General features: G+C 75.2%; 15 protein-coding genes. 6 read left to right on the forward strand and 9 right to left on the reverse strand.

What is annotated here, in order from left to right; genetic code table 11:
* Positions 1-135 precede the first annotated feature (135 nt).
* Together ACWEMJ_RS26240 and ACWEMJ_RS26245 are read right to left on the reverse strand one after the other, a co-directional pair.
* Positions 136-786 (reverse strand): ABC transporter ATP-binding protein, encoded by a 651-nt coding sequence (locus ACWEMJ_RS26240; protein WP_452139588.1) that lies wholly within the window; start codon positions 784-786, stop codon positions 136-138.
* Entirely contained in the window at positions 783-1895 is a 1113-nt protein-coding gene (locus tag ACWEMJ_RS26245; RefSeq protein ID WP_452139589.1) for an ABC transporter permease, read from the reverse strand. Before ACWEMJ_RS26245 ends, ACWEMJ_RS26240 begins: the two co-directional genes overlap by 4 nt.
* 97 nt (positions 1896-1992) lie before the next feature.
* Between ACWEMJ_RS26245 and ACWEMJ_RS26250 the strand changes: the two genes are divergently transcribed.
* Together ACWEMJ_RS26250 and ACWEMJ_RS26255 are read left to right on the forward strand one after the other, a co-directional pair.
* Positions 1993-2616: a TetR/AcrR family transcriptional regulator gene (locus ACWEMJ_RS26250; RefSeq protein ID WP_452139590.1), complete on the forward strand. Its 624-nt coding sequence runs from the start codon at positions 1993-1995 to the stop codon at positions 2614-2616.
* Positions 2617-2744: 128 nt separating this feature from the next.
* On the forward strand, positions 2745-5159 hold the full coding sequence (locus tag ACWEMJ_RS26255; RefSeq protein WP_452139591.1) for a prealbumin-like fold domain-containing protein: 2415 nt from the start codon (positions 2745-2747) through the stop codon (positions 5157-5159).
* Positions 5160-5181: 22 nt separating this feature from the next.
* Here the strand turns inward: ACWEMJ_RS26255 and ACWEMJ_RS26260 are convergent, their stop codons facing one another.
* Positions 5182-6591 carry an FtsW/RodA/SpoVE family cell cycle protein gene (locus ACWEMJ_RS26260; protein ID WP_452139592.1) on the reverse strand — a complete coding sequence of 470 codons (1410 nt, stop codon included), beginning with the start codon at positions 6589-6591 and terminating at the stop codon, positions 5182-5184.
* A 282-nt stretch (positions 6592-6873) separates the two neighbouring features.
* Between ACWEMJ_RS26260 and ACWEMJ_RS26265 the strand changes: the two genes are divergently transcribed.
* From ACWEMJ_RS26265 to ACWEMJ_RS26275, 3 genes are all read left to right on the forward strand, one after another.
* Entirely contained in the window at positions 6874-7266 is a 393-nt protein-coding gene (locus ACWEMJ_RS26265; protein ID WP_452139593.1) for a DUF302 domain-containing protein, read from the forward strand.
* A gap of 151 nt (positions 7267-7417) precedes the next feature.
* Positions 7418-9586 carry an MMPL family transporter gene (locus tag ACWEMJ_RS26270; protein WP_452139594.1) on the forward strand — a complete coding sequence of 723 codons (2169 nt, stop codon included), beginning with the start codon at positions 7418-7420 and terminating at the stop codon, positions 9584-9586.
* Between the two features lie 26 nt (positions 9587-9612).
* Complete coding sequence (locus ACWEMJ_RS26275; protein ID WP_380485193.1) at positions 9613-9780, forward strand: hypothetical protein; 168 nt, start codon at positions 9613-9615, stop codon at positions 9778-9780.
* A 61-nt stretch (positions 9781-9841) separates the two neighbouring features.
* Here the strand turns inward: ACWEMJ_RS26275 and ACWEMJ_RS26280 are convergent, their stop codons facing one another.
* Genes ACWEMJ_RS26280 through ACWEMJ_RS26290 form a run of 3 tightly spaced genes read right to left on the reverse strand, consistent with a single transcriptional unit; the run spans position 9842 to position 16130 of the window.
* Entirely contained in the window at positions 9842-13657 is a 3816-nt protein-coding gene (locus tag ACWEMJ_RS26280) for an nSTAND1 domain-containing NTPase (RefSeq protein ID WP_452139595.1), read from the reverse strand.
* Positions 13654-14064 (reverse strand): hypothetical protein, encoded by a 411-nt coding sequence (locus tag ACWEMJ_RS26285; protein ID WP_452139596.1) that lies wholly within the window; start codon positions 14062-14064, stop codon positions 13654-13656. Before ACWEMJ_RS26285 ends, ACWEMJ_RS26280 begins: the two co-directional genes overlap by 4 nt.
* A 38-nt stretch (positions 14065-14102) precedes the next feature.
* A complete protein-coding gene (locus tag ACWEMJ_RS26290; RefSeq protein WP_452139597.1) occupies positions 14103-16130 on the reverse strand; it encodes an outer membrane protein assembly factor BamB family protein in 2028 nt (675 codons plus the stop codon).
* Positions 16131-16390: 260 nt separating this feature from the next.
* Between ACWEMJ_RS26290 and ACWEMJ_RS26295 the strand changes: the two genes are divergently transcribed.
* On the forward strand, positions 16391-16690 hold the full coding sequence (locus ACWEMJ_RS26295) for a DUF6342 family protein (protein WP_452139598.1): 300 nt from the start codon (positions 16391-16393) through the stop codon (positions 16688-16690).
* Between the two features lie 80 nt (positions 16691-16770).
* On the opposite strand, the gene ACWEMJ_RS26300 is transcribed toward ACWEMJ_RS26295, so the two are convergent.
* The 3 genes from ACWEMJ_RS26300 to ACWEMJ_RS26310 form a co-directional block, all read right to left on the reverse strand.
* Positions 16771-17439 carry an endonuclease gene (locus ACWEMJ_RS26300; protein WP_452139599.1) on the reverse strand — a complete coding sequence of 223 codons (669 nt, stop codon included), beginning with the start codon at positions 17437-17439 and terminating at the stop codon, positions 16771-16773.
* 103 nt (positions 17440-17542) lie between these two features.
* Complete coding sequence (locus tag ACWEMJ_RS26305) at positions 17543-18238, reverse strand: HAD family hydrolase (RefSeq protein WP_452139600.1); 696 nt, start codon at positions 18236-18238, stop codon at positions 17543-17545.
* A gap of 50 nt (positions 18239-18288) precedes the next feature.
* Positions 18289-19587, reverse strand: coding sequence for an ADP-ribosylglycohydrolase family protein (locus ACWEMJ_RS26310; RefSeq protein WP_452139601.1), 1299 nt, complete (start codon positions 19585-19587; stop codon positions 18289-18291).
* Positions 19588-19649: the final 62 nt, after the last annotated feature.

Below are 19649 nucleotides of genomic sequence, written 5' to 3' on the forward strand. Positions count from 1 at the left end.
CCGCAAGGTCGCGATCAAGTGCAGGTCATTGTCCTGCGTCGCGATCTTGCGGACGGGGTGCCTTCCGCTTCGCGCAGTTCCCCGCGCCCCTGGTGGTGCGCTACCTGGTTGTGCGCTACCTGGTTGTGCGCTCCCTTACATCGAGATCGTCTCGGCTGCCGCGGCGACGACGACCGGGTCGTGGGTGGCGACCAGGGCGACGCAGCCGCGTTCGTGGGCCTTGTGGGCGATCAGGTCGGTGAGGGTGCCGGCCTGGTCGCGGTCGACGGCGGCGGTGGGCTCGTCGATGAGCAGGAGGTCGGGTTCGAGGAAGAGGGCCCGGGCCAGGGCGACGCGCTGCCGCTCGCCGCCGGAGAGCTGGTCCGCGCGGTGCCGCAGGCGGTGGCCGAGGCCGACTTCGGTGAGGGCCGTCTCCGCCGCGGCGCGCAGCCGCCTGGCGGGGCGGCCGGCGATGGAGGCCGCCGCCAGCAGCTGTTCGACGGCGCTGAGGCCGCCCAGCAGGTTGCCGCTCTGGAACATGTAGCCGATCCGTTCGCGCCGGATCTTCGCCCGCGCGGCGTCGTTCAGGGACGCCAAGTCGCTCTCGCCGAGCAGCACTTGGCCGCTGTCGGGTCGCAGCAGCGCCCCGGCCACGGCGAGCAGGGTCGACTTGCCGGAGCCGGACGGGCCGACCAGCGCGGTCAGCGCTCCGGGCCGGCAGGTCGCGTCGACGCCGCGCAGGACGGGGGTCGCCGCGTCGCCGCGGCCGAGCGAGACGGACACCTGGCGCAGGGTCAGAGAGGTCATCGTCCGGCTCCCAGCATGGTCATCGGGTCGGCGGTGGCGACCCGTCGGAGGGTGAGGGCGGCGCCGGCGAGGGCGGCGAGGGCGACCGCGGCCATGGTGGCGGTGAGTGTCAACGCGGGGAGGCTGAACGGGACTTCGGCGCCGACCAGGAGTCCGACGGCGGAGGCGAGCGCCGCGCCGGCCGCCGTGCCGCCGAGGACGACGGCGGCGGCCTGGACCAGGGTGTGCCCGAGCAGCCGCCGCCGGGAGGCTCCCATGGCGCGCAGCAGGGCGAGTTCGGGTTGCCGCTGGACGGTCCAGACGCCGAAGAACGCGCCGACCACCAGCGGGGCGATCAGGTACAGGAAGAACTGGATGGACGTCATGGTGACGCGTTCGCCGGTGTAGCCGGGCGCGGCGGCGTACGCGTCGGTCACGGTGAGGGTCCGGGTGCCGAGTTCGCGGTCGGCCGCCGCCAGGTCCGCGGTCGAGCCCGCCCGCAGGGCGATGGCGGTGTACTGCTGCGGGAGCCCGGTGGCGGGCGCGCTCGCGCCGGGGGTGGTGAAGCGGATCGCCTGCCAGGTGCCGGTGGTGACGTACCCGGCCGGAACGTGGCCGTAGGAGGCGCGGCCGGTGATGCCGGTGACCTTGAGGGCGATGCCGAGCCGGTCGACGGTGAGGGTGTCGCCGATCGCGACGCCCTCCTCGGCGAGCTTCCGGGAGATCACCAACTGGCCGTCGCCGCCGAGGGGTTGGCCTTCGTCGGCGCCGGGGTCGAGGAACGAGCCCGGTTCGACGCCGAACGCGGCGAGGTCGACCTCGGCGTGCCGGTCGGTGGTGCCCCGGGTGATGGTGACGCCGAGCGGGGTGGCCCGGACGCCGGGGCGCTGCTGCCAGCCGGCCAGCGTCTCGGCGGGGACGAGGCTGCGGGCGAACTGGTCGGACTTGGCGTCCGGGGAGAACGCCAGTTGGGTGGCGGGCAGCCGGCGCAGCGCGGAGACGGTGTCGTCACCGAGTCCGGTGGTGAACCCGGAGACGATTCCGACCAGGGCGGCGACCAGCAGGACGACGCTGCCCATGAGCAGGAAGCGGCCCCGGGCGGCCTTGAGTTCGAGCAGGGCGAGGTACACCGTGCTCCTTCCGAGATGGGGACGTGGCGTCCCCAAGATAGAACATGGCGACGCAGCGTCCCCAACCTGGGTCCCGAACCGCTCCTAGACTGGCGGGGTGCCGAAGATCAGCGCCGCCACGGTCGCCGACCACCGCGCCCGGCAGCGCCGGGCGCTGATCGACGCTGCCCGCGCGCTGTTGGAGTCCGAGGGGGACGCCGCCGCGGTCACCTTCGCCGCCGTCGCGCGCAGCACCGGCCTGGCCCGCAACAGCGTCTACAAGTACTTCGCCGACCGCGCCGAACTGCTGGCCGCCGTGGTGCGCGAGTCCACCCCGCGCTGGACCGAGCGGATCACCGCCGCGATGGCCGCCGCCGACACCCCCGAGCAGCGCGTCGCCGCCTACGTCCGCGCCCAGTGCGAGCTGGTCCGCGACGGCGAGCACCGGATCGCCCGCGCCCTGGCCGGCGACCGCGACGCCGCGACGCTGCGCGAGGCGGCGGGGCGGGCGCACCGCGAGCTGCTCACCCCGCTCGTCGCAGCGCTGCACGAACTCGGGGACGACGAACCGGAGTTCACCGCCCACCTGCTCCAGGGCCTGGTGAACGCGACCGTCACCGCCCTGGAGTCCGGCGCCCCGTACGACCCGACCACGGCGCACGCGACGGCGATGGCGGTCGCCGCCCTCGGCGCGATCGAGGGGCGCGGGGGCGTGCGCGACAAGCGCGGACCACGTCGGTAGCGTCGCGGGCGTCCCTCCTCGACAGCCGTTCGGGCGACTGCCGGTGTGTCAGGGTGCCGAATCGGTCTTACACTTCGCGCCGCGTGGTGATCTCGGAAGGCCCCCTGTCGTCGATCCGATGGGTCGTCATGCGCACTCTGCGGTTCCTTCTCGCCGCCGCACTTCTCGCGGCACTACCCGGTGCGGCCAAGGCCGCACCGGAGGCTTCCGACACCCTGCTGGTCACCTATGTCGCGCGGGAGTGCGACCAGTACGACGAGGTGATGGCCAACCGGGCCCGCAACAACCTCCAGGAGTCGTTGCGGGATCTCGGCCCGGATTCGAACTACGCCTCGGGCGTGGCGGTCAATCCGACCAGCGAGGCGGCGGGAACGCCCGTTCCGCCGTGCCGGCCGCTGCCCGGATGGTCGTTCAGCACCGGCACGGGGTTCACCGCCAAGTCCCCGGCGACGCTCCAACTGACCACGGTGAGCAAGCAGTTGCGGACCGGCATCACCACCCTGGACAGCACCCCGGAGCTGGACGCGCAGGGCGTCCCGACCGGGCGCACGCTGGAGGGCGCGGTCACGGTGCAGCTGGACGCGAGCGAACTCGCGGCCGCCCGGAACGCCGCGCTGGTCGCGCAGGGCGGCACCAAGTCCGCGCCGCTGAACGGGATGCAGGACGCCTACGGCTTCGCCGCGCTGCGCTGCTCGCAGGACAACCTGAACGGCGACAACGCGGAGTACGTGGACTTCCCGGCCGGCACCACGCACGTGTTCTGCTACTACTACGCGATCACCCCGCCGCCGGGCGCGGGCACCATCACGGTGACCAAGCAGATCGTGGACGGCTCCAACGGCGTCGGCTCGTTCCGCTACGACGGCAACCTGTCGTACGCGGACACCAACAACGACGGGGTCAACGACTTCGTGCTGACGGCGAGTTCGACCAAGTCCGCGTCGATGAACTTCGTCCGCGGCGAGACCCGGGAGGGCGAGGAGCCGTGGCACATCACGGAGTTCGTCGATCCGGACAGCGGGTGGGTGCTGGTCGGACGGCCGGTGTGCACGGCGGTGAACGCCAGTGGCGGGCCCGGCACCAGCACCTCGGTGACCAACATCAGCGGCCTGGCCTCGGTGACGCTGGCGGCCGGTGACCACGTGACGTGCGTGTACCACAACGAGCGGGCGGCCGGCGCGGCCCTGCTGGAGAAGGAGAGCCTCGGCGGAACGGGCACCTTCGACCTCACCGTGACCGGGCCGCCCGAGGCGGAGATCACCGCCGAGAACGTCGTCACCACCACCGACCCGGGCGTGCCCGTCACCGTCGCATCGGCCGCGCACCCGGTGCCCGGGCACTACGAGCTGAGCGAGGCGATCCCGGCGCCCGGCCCGACCGGCCACTGGGCGACGCCGACGGCGTTCTGCAACGGCACCGAGCTGCCCATCACGGTCGGGACGCCGACCCCCGCCGCGCCGAACGGCACCTGGCAGGCCGGCTACGACCTGGTCGCCGACGTCGAGGCGAAGTGCCTGATCACCAACCGCTTCGTGCCCGGCGGCCGGATCGACATCGAGAAGGTCACCGAGGGCGGCACCGGCACCTTCCGCTACCTGATCAGCGCCGGCCGCGAGCCGCGCGACACCACCTCGGTCCCGACCCCGAAGTCCGCGGTCGTCACCACCACCGCCGAGGGCACCCCGACCACCGCGCACCCCTCCGACGGCTCCTCCGGCCCGGCCGCCGACGTGCTCCCGGTCGGCACGGGGCAGCCGTACGTCGTCCAGGAGCTGCTGCCGGCGCCGCCCGAGGACGGCTGGTGGGAGCTGGAGGCCGTGGACTGCGGGCCCGGCCAGGGCCGCACCGACCTGGAGCAGGGCGTGGTCGAGGTGAACCTGACGGCCGACCACCCGACGCCGACCTGCCGCTTCACCAACCGGCTGCGCCACTTCACCGGCCTCGACGTGGTCAAGGTGACCAGCGACGACACCGGGCTGCGCCCGGGCACCGCCCACCTGGACCTGCGCTGCCCGCCCGGCTCCACCGACCCGCTCGGCCTGGACGTGCCGCCGGGCAAGGACCGCGGCGAGATCGAGCTGCGCACCTCCATCCCGCCGGCCACCTGCGTCCTCACCGAGCCCGCCACCGGCGCGGCCGACGGCGTCACGGTCGTCACCACCGCGGTGCTGACCGGCGACGACGGCAGCAGCACGCCGATCACGCTGGGCGAGGAGTTCACCGTTCCCGCCGAGCGCATCTCGACGGTCACCGTCACCAACCGGATGACCCGCCGGGCCCCGTCGCAGTCGCCGTCCCCGTCGCCCACCCCGACCCCGACTCCGACGCCGCCGCCGTCCGCCGGCGCCCCGGGCGGCCCGCAGCCGTCCGCGCCGGAGGCCTCCGGCACCGGCACCGGGGAGGAGGTGGCGGGCGCCGGCGGCCGCCACCAGCTGCCCGGCACCGGCTCCTCGCCGCTGCCGCTGCTGGTCGCGGTCTCGGCCACCGTGCTGATGGTCGCCGGCGGCACCCTGTTCGCGGCCGCCCGCCGACGCCGGCACTGACGGCACGGCCGCAGCAGCACCCTCACCCGCCCCGGGCCGCAGCGAGCGGCTCCGGGGCGGGTTCCAGTTCGGCCCGGCCCGCCGCGTCGGAGAGTTTGATCAGGATCGCGGTCAGCACCCAGTTCGCGGTCAGCGAGGAGCCGCCCGCGGCGAGGAACGGCAGCGCCTTGCCGGTGAGCGGGATCAGCCCGGTGACGCCGCCGACCACCACGAACACCTGCAGCGCCACGGCGGTGGACAGGCCGGTGGCGAGCAGCTTGCCGAACGGGTCGGTGAGGGCGACGGCGGTGCGCAGGCCGCGCTGCACGAACAGGCCGTAGAGCAGCAGCACGGCCATCGCCCCGGCCAGGCCCAGTTCCTCGCCGACGGTGGTGAAGATGAAGTCGCTGCGCCCGGCGAACCCGATCAGGAACGGCCGGCCCTGGCCGAGTCCGGTGCCCAGCAGGTGGCCGCTGCCGAGGCTGAACAGGGCCTGCGCCGGCTGTTCGGAGACCAGGGCCGGGTCGTGCACCGGCTCGTAGTAGTCCAGCGGGTGCAGCCAGGCCTCCACCCGGCCGTGCACGTGCGGTTCGAGGTCGCCGACCACGGCCGCGCCGACGGCGGCCATCAGCAGGCCGATCAGCACCCAGCCGGTGCGTTCGGTGGCGGTGTAGAGCATCACCACGAACACCCCGAAGAAGATCAGCGAGGTGCCGAGGTCGCGTTCGAAGATCAGCACCAGCAGGCTGACCACCCAGATCGCCACCACCGGACCGAGGTTGCGGCCGCGCGGCAGGTTCAGGCCGCAGAGTCTTCGTCCGGTCAGCGCGAGGGCGTCCCGGTTGGCCGTCAGGTAGCCGGCGAAGAACACCGCGATGGCGACCTTGACGGCCTCGTCGGGTTCGAAGGACAGGCCGCCGACCCGGATCCAGCGCTTGGCGCCCAGCGTGTCGCCGGGGAAGAAGGCGGGCGCGGCCAGCAGCACCAGCGCGCCCGTCATCAGCAGGTAGACGTACTTCTGGAGCAGCCGGTGGTGCTTGACCAGCACCAGCAGCGCGACGGCGGGCAGCGCGGCGACCACCGTCCACTGCACCTGGCTGGGCGCGGCGGGGATCTTCTGCCAGTCGCCCTTGGCGGCGTGCCAGAGCGCGTACGACCAGTCGAGGCGGTCGAGCAGCACCAGGCCGAGGCCGGTGAACAGCACCGCGAGGGCCAGGATCAGCGGGTCGGCGTAGGGGGCGAAGCGGCGCACCGCGAGGTGCAGGGCCAGGGCGAGGGCGGCCAGGCCGGCGCCGTAGGGCAGCAGTCCGGGCGGGAGGGCGCCGCGCAGCGCCAGGTTCGCGCTGGTCCAGCCGGCCAGGCAGACTGTCAACGCAAGGACGAGCAGGCCCAGTTCGGCGTTGCGGCGGCGCGTGGCACGGCGGCGGCCGAGGCTGCGCGAGGCGGATGCCACCCGGGCCCCCCTTCTCGATCGGGATCCACCGGCGGACCCGCCGCTGCGAGGACGCCGGGCGCCCGCCGGCGGTTCCGCCCGCCCGTCGACACGGCCGGAAAGCGACCCCGGAGCGGCCGACGGGAGACCGTCCGGCAGACGGGTGAGACGCACATCACCCGGCGCGCCCGGGAATGCGTTTCTGGCCCTCCCGGTTGCACCCGACGTACGCTGAATACCCACGGGGGTATCGAAGCGCCACAACACGGACAACCCCGGCATCGACCAGAGAGGCCCGGAACCATGACCGACGACTTCACCGCCACCCTGACCGGCACCCCGTTCGCGGAGGCGGCCGACCGGGTCCGCGCGGCTCTCGCCGAGCAGGGCTTCGGCGTCCTCACCGAGATCGACATGACGGCGACGCTGCGCGCCAAGCTCGGCGTGGAGCTGGAGGACTACCTGGTCCTCGGGGCCTGCAACCCGCCGATCGCCCACCGCGCCCTGGAGGCGGACCGCCGGATCGGCCTGCTGCTCCCGTGCAACGTGGTGCTGCGCGCGGTGGACGGCGGCGTCCTGGTCGAGGCCATGGACCCGCAGCTGATGGTGCAGGTCACCGGCCGCCCCGAACTCGCCGGGGTGGCCGACGACGCCGCCGTGCGGCTGCGCGCCGCGCTGGCCGCGCTGCAGGCCTGACCTCCCCGGCAGGGGGCGCCCCCACGCCCCCTGCCGGGCCCCTGCCCGCCCTCCCGACGTCCCGCCCCTGGCCCCCGCCTGCCTCCGCATATACCCCCCTAGGTATTACCCTTGGAACCGGCGGACCCCCGCCCGCTTGGAGAGAGAACCTGTGAACCGCTCCGCCCCCGCGCCGGCCGCCTCCGCGCCGCCGGCCGTCGCCCCGCCCAAGGACGGGCTGCTCGGCCGCCTCGGCGTCTGGTCCGTCCACCACTTCAAGACCGTGCTGGCCGGCTGGCTGCTCGTGGTGATCGGCCTCGGCGCGTTCGCCCCGCAGGTCACCACCGCGCTCTCCGGCGCCGGCTGGCAGGCCAACGGCTCGGACTCGGTGAAGGTCCGCACCCTCGCCGAGGAGCACTTCGCGGGCAACGCCTCCTCCGCGATCCAGATCGTCGTCTCCGCCGACCGCCCGGTCGCCGAGCCCGACGTGCAGCAGGTCGTCGACAAGGCCACCGCGCTGGCCGCCGCCGACTCCCGGATCTCCACCGTCGTCCCGCCGCAGCCCGGCGCCACCATCAGCCAGGACGGCCGCACCGCCGTGCTGCTGGCCGGCGCCGCCGCCTCGCCGGACGACATGGTGCGCGCCGCCGACGACCTGAAGGAGCCGCTGCGCGAGCTCTCCGGCGGCGGCGTGGACGTCACCGCCACCGGCGCGTCCGTGCTGTGGAGCGACTTCAACACCGCCAACCACGACGCGATGATGAAGTCCGAGATCATGTCCTGGCCGGTCACCCTGGCCATCCTGGTGCTGGCCTTCGGCTCGCTGGTCGCCGCCGGACTGCCGCTGCTGCTGACCATGGCCGGCCTGGCCGCCTCGGCGGGCTCGCTGGTGCTGATCAGCCACCTGTTCCCGGTCTCCATCTGGGCGATGAACTTCGCCATGATGTTCGCCCTCGCGCTGGGCATCGACTACGCCCTGTTCCTGGTCGTCCGGTTCCGCGCCGCCCGCGCCAAGTCCGAACGCGGCGGCGACAGTTCACGCTCGGTCGCGGAGACCATGGACACCGCGGGCAAGGCCGTGCTGCTGTCCGGCGCGACCGTGCTGGTCAGCCTGTCCGCCGTGATGCTGGTCCCGTCCCCCGCGTTCCGCTCGATGGCCGGCGGCATCATGCTGGCCGTGCTGTTCGTGCTGGCCGCCACCCTGACGCTGCTGCCCGCCGTCCTCGGCAAGCTGGGCCACCGCGTCGACGCCCTGTCGCTGCCCTGGGCCAAGCGCGAGGAGCAGACCTCGCCGCGGTTCGAGGCCTGGGGCGAGCGCCTGTGGAAGCAGCCGCTGCGCTGGGGCGCGCTCGCCCTGGTCGCGCTGCTGGCCCTGGCCGCGCCGGTGATCGGCCTGCGCACCGCGATGCCGTCCATCAACGTGCTGCCCGAGGACGCCAGCGCCCGCTCCGGCTACACCGCCGTCCAGCAGGCCTTCGGTGACGGCGCCCCCGGCACCCTGCAGATCCTCACCCCCACCGACCAGGCCGCCGCCACCGCGCAGACCGTCGCCGGCACCCCCGGCATCGCCGGCGTGATGCCCGCGATGCCCGCCGCCGACGGCGCGAACTGGTCGATGATCCAGGCCGTCCCCTCGGTCGACCCGTCCGACCCGCAGCTGGGCCACACCGTGAACACGCTGCGGGCCGAACTGCCCGACCACACCCTGGTCGGCGGCGCCGCGGTGGAGAACCTCGACCTGCAGCACCTGCTGACCGAGAAGACCCCGCTGGTGATCGGCGTCGTCATGGTGCTCGGCTTCGTCCTGCTGCTGTTCGCACTGCGCGCCCCGCTGATCGCGGCGCTCGGCACCGCGGCCAGCCTGCTGTCCACCGGCGCGGCGTTCGGCGTCGCCCGGCTGGTCTTCCAGGACGGCCACGGCTCCGGACTGCTGGGCTTCACCCCGCAGGGCTTCCTGGACGGCTGGGCGCCGGTGTTCTTCTTCGCGATGATCTTCGCGATCGCGATGGACTACACCGTCTTCCTGCTGGCCTCCGCCAAGGAGCAGTACGAGCGCACCGGCGACCCGCGCAAGGCGATGGTCGGCGCGCTGTCCCACTCCGGACGGGTGATCTTCGCGGCGGCCGCCGTGATGGTCGCGGTGTTCTTCACCTTCGCCATCTCCGGCCCGCTGCCCCCCAAGGAGATGGGCATCGTCCTGGGCGTCGCCGTCCTGCTGGACGCCGCCCTGGTCCGCCTGGTGCTGCTGCCCGTACTGCTCCGCCTGACCGGCCGCGCCGCCTGGCACACGCCCCGCTGGCTCGACCGCGTCCTCCCGAACATCCCCTTCTCGCACTCCTGACCGCTCCCCCGAAAGGACCCACCACCATGTGCCGTCGCATCACCTGCAAGACCTGCAACAAGCCCTCCTACGCCGGCTGCGGCATGCACGTCGAGCAGGTCCTGGCCGGGATCCCGAAGTCGCAGCGCTGCTCCTGCACCGCCGCCGACAAGGCCGCGTCCGGCTCCTGGCTGAGCCGCATCTTCGGTCGCTGACCGGCTCGGACCGCGCCCCCGCCCACCGTCAGGGCGGGGGCGCTCCGCGTTCCCGGGGGCTTCAGCAGGTCGCGCGGTACGGCGCGGTCACCCGCGCCTCCCACTGCCGGGCGTCGAGCGGGCCGGTGGTCGCGCAGACCCGGGCCGCGACCCGTTCGGGGTCGAGCTGCCACAGGCCCACCGCGCCGCCCTCGGTGGCGGCGGCCAGCATCCGGCCGTCCGGGCCGAACGCGGTGACGGACAGCGGGCCGGTGCTGGTGGTGAGGGGCTCGCCGATCGGTTCGGGCCTGGCGCGGTCGGCGAGGTTCCAGCGGAGCAGCGCGCCGGTCGTGTCGTGCAGGGCGGCGGCGAGGGTCCGGCCGTCGGGGCTGAACGCCACCGCCCAGACCGGGCCGGGGGTGGCCAGCGCGGGCCCGAGCGGGAACGCGTGGTTCGGGTCGGTGGTGTCCCAGAGGGTGACGCCGCCCTGGCTGCTGCCGACGGCCAGCGTGTGCCCGTCGGGGCTGAACGTCGCCCACAGCGCCGAGCCGACGGGCTGTTGCAGGGGCCGGCCGAGGCGGACGGTGTCGTTGTCGCGGATCCGCCACAGCCCGATCCGGCTGCTGCTGGCGTCGCCGCCGGTGGCCAGGGTCTGCCCGTCGGCGGCGAACGCGACGGTGAAGACGCCGCGCATGTCGTCCGGCTGGAGGCCGGCCCGGGAGACCGGCCTGCGCGGGTCGGCGAGGTCCCACAGGTCGACGCGGTTGTCGCCGGTGGCCGCGAGGGTCTTGCCGTCGGGGGTGAAGGCGAGCGACATCACCGCCCCGCCGATGCCGGTCAACGGGTCGCCGAGCGGGGCGGGCCCGGCCGGGTCGGACATGGTCCACAGGCGGATCGTGCCGCCGCCGTCACCGGCCGCCAGCAGCCGCCCGTCGGGGCTGAACGCCACCGAGTCCACGGGCCCGGCCGGGCCGGTCAGCGGGCCGCCCGGCGGGGCCGGGCGTTCCGGGTCGGCCAGGCTCCACAGGTTGACGGTGCCGTTCTGGTTGCCCGCCGCGAGCAGCCGGCCGTCGGGGCTGAACGCCGTGGCGTTCACGTTCCCGCCCGTGCCGACCAGCAGGGTCGGCGGCAGGTGCCACAGCTCGACGGCGCCCTCGACGGTGCCGGCCGCCAGGGTGTGGCCGTCCGGACTGAACGCGAGCGCGAAGACCGCGCCGTCGCTGTCGGTCAGCGGCCGCCCGAGCGACAGTGCGCGCCGGGGGTCGGCCACGTTCCACCGGTGGACGGCGTGGTCGATGCTCGCGGCGGCCAGGGTGCGCCCGTCGCGGCTGAACGCCACCGCCAGCACCGGGCCCGCCGGGCCGGTCAGCGGGTCGCCGAGCCCGGCGGGCCGGCCGGGGTCGGCGACGTCCCAGAGCCGGACCTCGCCGTCCGCACTGCCGACGGCCAGGGTGTGCCCGTCGGGGCTGAACGCCACGGCGTTCGCCTGCTTGGCCGAGACGGACAGCGGGGCGCCGAGCCGCGCGGGCCGGCCCGGGTCGGCGACGTTCCACAGCCGCACCTCGCCGCCCGCGTCCGCGGCGGCCAGCGTGTGCCCGTCCGGGGCGAACGCCACCGAGGCGATCGGGTGGGCCGGGCCGGAGAGCGGCTCGCCGATCGGGGTGGGCCGGCCAGGTCCGGTGAGGCTCCACAGCCGGATCTCCCCGCCGGAGTCGGCCGCCGCGAGCACCCGGCCGTCCGGTGCGAAGGCCACCGACTGGACGGCGCCCCAAGGGAGTTGCTCGACCGTGCCGAGGGCGCGCGGGTGCCCGGCGCTGCTGACGTCCCACAGGTCGAGGACGCCCGAGCCGACCACGCCGTCACGGGTGTGGTCGCCGCTGTGCCCGCCGACCGCGAGGGTGCGGCCGTCGGGGCTGAACGCCACCGATCGGATCGCGTCCACGGCGGGGCCCTCGGGCAGCGGCTGCCCGAGCGTCGCCGGCCGGGCCGGGTCGGTGACGTCCCACAGCCGGACCGTGGAGCCCGTGGCGAGCCCGGTGGCCATGGTCCGCCCGTCCGGGCTGTAGGCGACCGTCCCGACCGGGCCGGTATCGCCGTCGACCCGGGCCCCGGTGGCGGTCGGGGTGTTCTGGGTGCTCAGCAGCCGCGAGGCGGTCGTCGCGTCCGGGAACAGCCGGTAGGCGGCCAGCGCGATCCGCGCGGACAGCGCGGGGTCGGTGGCGGCGAACTGGAGTGTCTCGGAGGCCAGTTGCGCCCGGACGGCCCGGTCGCGATCGGCCCGGGCATCGGCGGCGGACGCCCGGGCGTTGGCGCCCTGGCGGACGGCGACCGCGGCCGCCGCTGAGGCGAGCACCGCCAGCGCCGTGATCGCGGCCACGGCGGCGCGCCGCAGGGCGCGGGCCCGGCGGGCCTGGCGCCGGGACGCCTTCAGGTAGTTCAGCGCGCCCGCGCTCAGCTCGCGCGGGTGCGCGTCGGACCAGGTGACGGCCGCCGCCAGCCGGCTGCCGCGCAGCAGCGCCGTGCGTTCGTGCCCGTCGCGGGCCCAGGCGGCCGCGGACTCCTCCAGGTCCTGGCGGACCGGCGCGCCGGCCCGGTCCTCGTCGATCCACTGGCGCAGCGTCGGCCAGGCCCGGATCAGCGCCTCGTGGGTGAGCGTGACGTGGTCCTGGTCGCCGGTCAACAGGCGGGCGGCGGTGAACACTTCGACCACGTCGGCGGCGGCCTCCGGGTCCGGCAGGCCGTCCAGCAGCTCGTGGTGGCGCACCCGCCGACGGGTGTCGTCGGCGTCGGGCCGGACCACCACCAGGCGCCGGAACAGCAGCCGGGCGAGGTCCCGCCGCTGCGGGGACAGGCCCAGGTAGCTCGCCTCGGCGGTGGCGGCGATGGCCCCGGTGATCCCGCCGGTGCGCCGGTACCCCCGGATCGTCAGCAGCGGCCCTTCGCGGGCGTACCAGGTGGCCCACAGCGCGTGGGCGAGCAGCGGCAGCCGGCTGGCCCGGGCGGCGGTGTTGCGGGCGCTGCCCGGGTCGCGCGAGTCGGCGGCGCCGTCGAGTTCGGCGAGCATGACGTCGACCAGGCCCTCCTCGACGGCGAGGCCGGCGTCCTCGGCGGGCCGCAGGATGGCTTCGCGCAGTTCCTCCGCCGTCATCGGGTCCAGCAGGACGGGGTCGGCGCGCAGCGCGGTGCGCAGTTGCCGGTGGTCGGTGCAGGCCGCGAAGAAGTCGGCCCGGACGGCCAGCAGCACCAGCGTCGGGGGCCGGTCGGCGGCGGGCCGGGACAGCAGGTCGAGGACGTCGACGAACCACTGGCGCGCGGCGAACTCGGTTCCCGGCGTGAAGAGTTCCTCCAGCTGGTCGACGACGAGCAGCAGGCCGGGCGCGTCCGGGGCGGCGTGCGCGGCGAACTCGCGGGCGCACCGTTCGGGGTCGCCGCGCCAGGCGCGGGCGGTCTCCGGGGCCGTGTCGGCCGTCAACCCGGCGGCGGTCATCAGCGCCTGTGCGGGTGAGGCGGTCGGCGTCAGCACGACGGCGGCCCAGTCGCGGGAGCCGGCCCGGGCCAGGCGTCCGGCGGCCAGCGCGGGCAGCACACCGGCGGCGAGCAGCGAGGACTTCCCGGCGCCCGAGGGACCGATCACCACGAGCGGGCCGCCGGTGCCGGCCCGGGCCTCCAGTCGGGCGCAGACGGCGTCCACGGCCTGCGCGCGGCCGTGGAACCAGCGGGCGTCGTCCGCGCCGAACGCGGCCAGGCCCGGGTACGGGCACACGGTGGCGGCCTGTTCCGTGCCGAACGGGGCCTGCTTGTACACCTGGACGACCAGGTCACGGCCGGCCTGGTAGCCGTCGCCGCCGCCGGAGACCTTCAGGTGCAGCTCGGCCGGGGGCCGGTCGGAGTCGCTCACGCCGGCTCGCGCCGGTCGATGGTGATGTCCCGGCCGGCCTGGTGGCCGTCGCCGCCGCCGGTGACCTCCATCCGCAGCGTGATCCGCTGCGGGGCCGGGGCGGGCGGCGGGTCGAGGAGTCGGCGCAGCTCGTCGGCGGCCTCGGGCCGCTCGGTGAGCAGCCGGGCGAACCGGTCCTGCCACTGCTGCGCGCACCGGGCCCGCAGCCGCTCGGCGGTGTCCGGGTCGGCGGCGCCGGTCAGGGCGAGCCGGGTGTCGGTGAGCTCGGCGGCCACCCGGTCGGTGCGGGTGTGCCGCCACAGCGCGGGGATCGAGGTGGCGGCGGCCTCCCAGCCGTCCGCGGTGAGCAGTTCGACGAGTCTTCCGGCGGCGGCCGCGGCGAGTGCTGCCGGGGCGGTGTCCACCATGTGCGGGTCCTTCCGGGTGCGGGTGCCGCCGAGCGGGGTCAGCCGCGGGTGGCGATCGCGGTGAGGGTGAGGTTGGCGTTGACGTAGACCTGGTCGCCGCCGACGGTCCAGCGCAGTCCGGTGGGCGGGGCCGCCGGGTCGCTGTACTTCCAGCGGGCCCGTCCGGTGGCGGCGTCGATCGCCCACAGGTTCTTCTGCGAGTCGGTGGCGAGCACGGTGTCGGCGGTGCAGCGGGCGTGGACGCCGGAGAGCGAGAGGGCCTGCTCCCACATGACGTGCGGGGGCAGCACCGCCTTCCATCTGGCCCGGCCGTCGGCGGCGTCGAGGGCGACCAGGTCCTGGCCGACCGGGATGTAGACCGTCGCGCCGTCCGGGGAGGCGAAGGGGGTGCCGAAGCGGACCTCGGGCTGGTCCTCGGGCGTCAGGTCCCAGGCCTGCTTCCCGGTCTGCGGGTCGACGGCGATGATCCGGTCGGCGCCGAACACGAACCGGCCGCCCGCCCAGCAGGTCATCGCGGGGCCGCTCTGGAAGTACCACTTGCCGTTCGGCACGGTCTGCTTCCAGCCGCGCGCGCCCTGCTGCGAGGCGTCGAGCACCACGACCTGGCCGTCGGGCTTGGCCGCGGCACTGGCCGCCAGCAGCAGGTGGCCGCTCGGCGGCGCCAGCACGTTGGCCAGGTCGGTGCCGCTGGTCTTCCACCGCAGGTCGCCGGTGGCGGCGTCGAAGGCGCCGAGCACGCCGGCGTAGGTGTCGTCGTCGACCGACGCGTGCCGGCCCGCGCTCACGTAGACGGTGTCGCCGACCGCGGCCACGTCGGTGGCCCGGTTGCCGCCGCCCAGCGTGGCCGGCAGCGAGGTCGCCCACTTCGGCGTCCCGGTGGCGGCGTCCATCGCGGCGATCGCCGAGTCCCGACCGTGGACCGTGCCCAGCACGTAGAACGACCCGTTGGCGTAGGTCAGTTGCGTGATGGCCAGCGAGGAGTGGTAGACGGTGATCTGGTGCGGGTCGCCGATCGGCCTGCCGGCCCGGTCGAGGAACCTGGTCGACTTGTCCGAGGCGACGGCCACGGACTGCTCGGAGGCCGCCAGCTCGCTCGGCTCCTCGTCGAGCACGATCTGCCAGACGGTCTTCGGCGCCGCGCCCGTCACATCGATCGCGACCACGTCGGACGAGGAAGCGGACGGGGACGGCGACGGGGAGGCCGAGGCCGGTCCCGGGGACGGGGGCGCGGCGGCGGCCCCGCCCGGTGCCCGGGGCGCGGGGTCGGTCTGCCGGGCGAGCACGGTGGCCAGGCCCGCGACGGCGACCGCGCCGCCCGCCGCGCCTAGCAGCAGGGTGCGGCGGCCGATCCCCGGGCCCTTCCCCACCGCGGCGGCGGCCGCGGCGACGGGGGCCGGCAGCCAGCCGTCGGGCGCGGCGGGCGGATCCCCGAACAGGCCGACCAGCCGCTGGACGGCGTCCTGGCCGCCGGACGGGGAGCGGAACTCCTCGACGGCCTCCCGCACCAGCGGCATCAGCACGCTCGCCGGGGCCACGTACCCGCCGGCCCCGAACTCCAGCGCCGCCGCCAGGTCCGCCAGGTCGTCCTGCTGCTGCGCCGCCCCCGACACCCGGGCGGGCAGCAGCGGCGCGGCCACGGCGAGCAGCACCGCGTTCGGGGTGAGCGCCCCGTGGGCGAAGCCGGTGGCGTGCACGGAGGCGAGCGCCTCGGCAAGGCCCCGGGCCAGCACCGCCAGGGTCGGCCACGGCAGCGGGCCGTACCGTTCCACCGCCTGCCGGAGCGTCACGGCCGGGACGAAGGCGTCGGCCAGCCAGGGCGCCGGGCCGGCCAGGTCGGCGCCGAGCACCGGTGCGAGGCCGGGGCCGGCGAGTTTCAGCGCCGCGCCGACGTCCGCCCGGAACCGCGGGTCCTGCGCCAGCGCCTCCGGTATCTCCGTCACCGCCGCGCGGACCCCGCCCGGACCCCGGCCCAGGTGGACGGGGCCGCCCAGCACGCCGTCGGGCAGCCGCCCCACCAGTCGGTACGGCCCCAGCTGCTTCGGTCCGCCCGCTTCCGAACGATTCATCGCCCCAACCCCCCGGCTGTCGCTTCCCCAGGAGGCTACCGCCGAACGGCTGCTTCGGCGCCGAACGGAGACGTGTCGCCGACCGTGCTCTTCCGGACCGATCGGCTCCGGCCGAAAACTGACCACCCCTCACACATTTCGGCCAACTCCCCTGACCCGCTGGGAAATCACCGCCGGGTCGGCTAAGTTTTCGAGTGACGCCGGAAGCGGAGCCTCCGCTTCCGGCCAGGGGTTGGACTATCACTCGGAGGGGACATCTCATGGCGGAACTCGACCTCGGCGAAGCGACGGACTGGAAGGAAGGCGACTCCCACGGCCGCGTCAAGCTGGTGCAGAACCGCACCTACCCGACGTCGCCGAAGCGGGACGTGCTGGTGAGCGGGCCGGAGAGCATCGAGATCTCGATCAACACGAACTTCGACACCAGCCAGGAGGCGTCGAAGGTCTACTTCACGACCCACCACGGCAGCACGAAGAAGATCATCGCGGTGCTCGACTCCGACGGGAACCTGTCCATCGCGGGCCGGCTGACCACCGACCAGAAGTACCTGCAGTTCTGACGCGGGCGCAGCAGGCCCGACACACGTCGAAGCGGGGCGCAGCCGGATCGGCTGCGCCCCGCTCGGGGTTTCTGCGGGGGCTACACGCCTGCGGGCTCGGCGGTGTCGGGGGTGGCGGCCAGGACGCGTTCGACCATGGCCGGGTCGATGGCGGCGCGGACCAGGGCGTCGCCGAGGCGGTGCAGGTCAGCGGGGTCGATGAGGGCGGCGAGTTCGGCGGGGTCGGCGGGGAGGCCGAGGCGCTCGGCGCCGGCCAGGGCGCGCGGGTCGAGACTGGGGCGAAGGTGGGGCCAGACGGCCTGGGCCTCGCGGCAGAACGCGGCGGCGCCGGCCGGGCCGATGCCGGGGAAGCGCTGCAGCAGGGCGCGGGTGCGTTCGGGGCGGCCGTTCGAGGCGACGGCGAGTTTGCGCAGGTCGCCGCCGTACTCGCTCTGGGCGAGCCGGGCGCATTCGCCGAGCCGGGTGGCGGTGCCGTCGGCGAAGTGCTGGTAGCGGCCGGCGATCAGGGCGTCCTTGCGCTGCTGCCAGTCGAGTTCCAGGGTGCCGGCGGGGGTGCCGGCGCCGGCGGCGACCAGGGAGGCCGTGCCGGTGACTGCGATCTCGGCCTGGATGCGGGCCGAGACCAGGTTGCTGAGCATCAGCAGCTGCCACAGTTCGGCGGGCCGGTCGGCGATGTCGATGCCCGCCTGTTCTGCGTGGGTGGTTCCCGCGTCCGCCACCAGTACCGCCACTCGTTGTCGCGCGTCCATACCGGCCTCCGCCCAGATCGCTTCGCTGACGAACCGTCAGCCCTTCGGCCCCGACGGTATGCGGAGGGGGCCCCGGGCGGGCGGGAGGCTCGCCGACCGGGGCTCAGGCCAGCAGGGCGGCGACCTCGGAGAGGGTGCGGACCCGGGGGACGGTGACGTCGGGCGTGTCGGTGGGTTCGCGCTCCAGCCAGATGCCGAGCAGTCCGGCCTCGGTGGCGGCCTGCGCGTCCACGTCGAGCCGGTCGCCGACGTACGCGGCGCGTTCGGGGGCGACGCCGAGGGTGCGGCAGGCGAGGTGGAAGATCTCCGGGTCGGGTTTGGCGCAGCCGGCCTCGGCGGAGGCGGTGGTGTGCTCGGCGAGCAGGCCGAGGCCGACGGTGCGCAGCTTGTCGCGCTGTATGCCGCCCTCGCCGTTGGTGATCACGCCGAGCCGCCGGTCGGCGCCCAACTCGCGGACGGCGCGCGGCACTTCGGGGAAGGCCCGCCAGGACCGCCGGTACCGGCGGAGGTATCCGGCGAACCAGGCGTCGGCCCGTTCGTCCGTCCACTCCCCCAGGCCCAGGTGCCGGGCGAGGCCGAGGGCGCGGACCCGGCGCTGCTGTTCGACGGTCAGTTCACCGGCCAGGTAGCGGTCGTACTCGACGCGTTCGCGCTCCCGCCAGAACCGCAGCAGGCCGTCCCGGTCGAGCGGCCGGCCGGGGAGTTCGGCGGCGGCCCCGGCCAGCACGGCGGCCTCGGCCGCGCCGTCGTGGTCCAGCAGTGTGCCGTCGAGGTCGAACAGCACCGCCTCGATGCGCATCCGTCCCTCCTCGGCCGCCTACTGGGAGTTCGACCTTAGCGGACGGTCCGTCACCAGGGGCCGGCCGGGTAGGGCCCCTTGGTCTGCAGGATGCCCTCCAGTTCCATCAGGATGGACCGCACGCCGGCCCGCTGGACGACGCGGCCGTAGCGGCGGGCGGGGTGGGCCTCGACCGTCACGCCGACGGCCGCCTGGCCGGTGCCGTTGGGGGCGACCTGGACCGCGAAGACCTCGTGGCAGCTGGTCGCCTCGTACAGGTGCAGGACGCCCTCGGCGGCGCGGGCCTCCCAGCGGCCCGCCCGGTAGCCGTCGCGGTAGCGGCGCCACACCTCCTCGGTGAACCAGAGGCTGTCCGGCACCGGGCAGGGCCGGGGCAGCAGCATCGGCCGGTGGCGCGATGCGGCCGGGGGCTCGGCGTCCAGCCGCATGGGCGGCGGGATCCGGCAGTCCTCGGGGAACGCCCAGCCGGGCAGCGGTTCGCGGGCGGCCAGCCAGGCGGCGGGGATGCCCGCGGTGCCGGTGCGGGCGGCGACCACGCCGCCGGTGATCGCGGCGACGGTGTCCATGTCGCCGCCGGCGCCGATCGCGGCCCGGACCGCCGCCGGGTAGTCGTCGAGCCACCGGGCGGCGCACCAGAGCGCGAACGGGACGGTGTCGAGGGCGCTGGTGTGGCGGCCGTTGCCGAGCACCGCCGCCACCGCCCGGGCGTCGGTCCGGTCGATCAGCCGCCGCGCCTGGTCCAGGCCGTCGCGGACCGGCCCGAACGGGGTGAGCTCGACGACCTCGGACAGGAAGCGTTCCGGGGTGAGCGGCTTCGTGCGGCAGCGCACCGCGTGGGCGGCGGCGACGGCCACCGCGATCGCGCCGTCCACCGCGTCCGGGTGGGTGTGGGTGGCCAGGGCGGTGTCGGCGGCGGGCCGGACGGCGGAGGCCGGGTCGTAGTCGTGGGCGGCACCGAGCGGGGCCACCCGCATCGCCGCGCCGTTGCCGAACGAGCCCTGGCCGTCGAAGAGTTCGGCGGCGAGCCGGCGGTGGTCGCCGCCCTCGCGGATCAGCCGCAGCAGCCGGTTGGCGGTGGCGCCGTAGCCGCGGTCGAAGTCGTGGCGCAGCGCGAAGGCGTGGGCCAGGTCGTAGCGGTCGACGGCGCCGCGGGCCTTCTGCATGGCGTACACCGAGCAGGCCATCTCGGTGTCGTCGGTCCACGGCCACGGGCCGGGCGGGACGGTGTCGGCGCCGAAGTGGGCGCGCGCGGTGTCGGGGACGAAGAACTGGGCACCGAGGGCGTCGCCGACGGACAGGCCCTGGAGGGCGTCGAACACGGGGCCGCTGTGCGGGGTGGAGTCGGTCATATGGCTCCTACCGAAGCGTGCGGGCGGCGCGGCGTCAAGTCGCGGCGGGGGCACGGAAATTC

The organism is Kitasatospora sp. NPDC004531 (assembly GCF_053602195.1).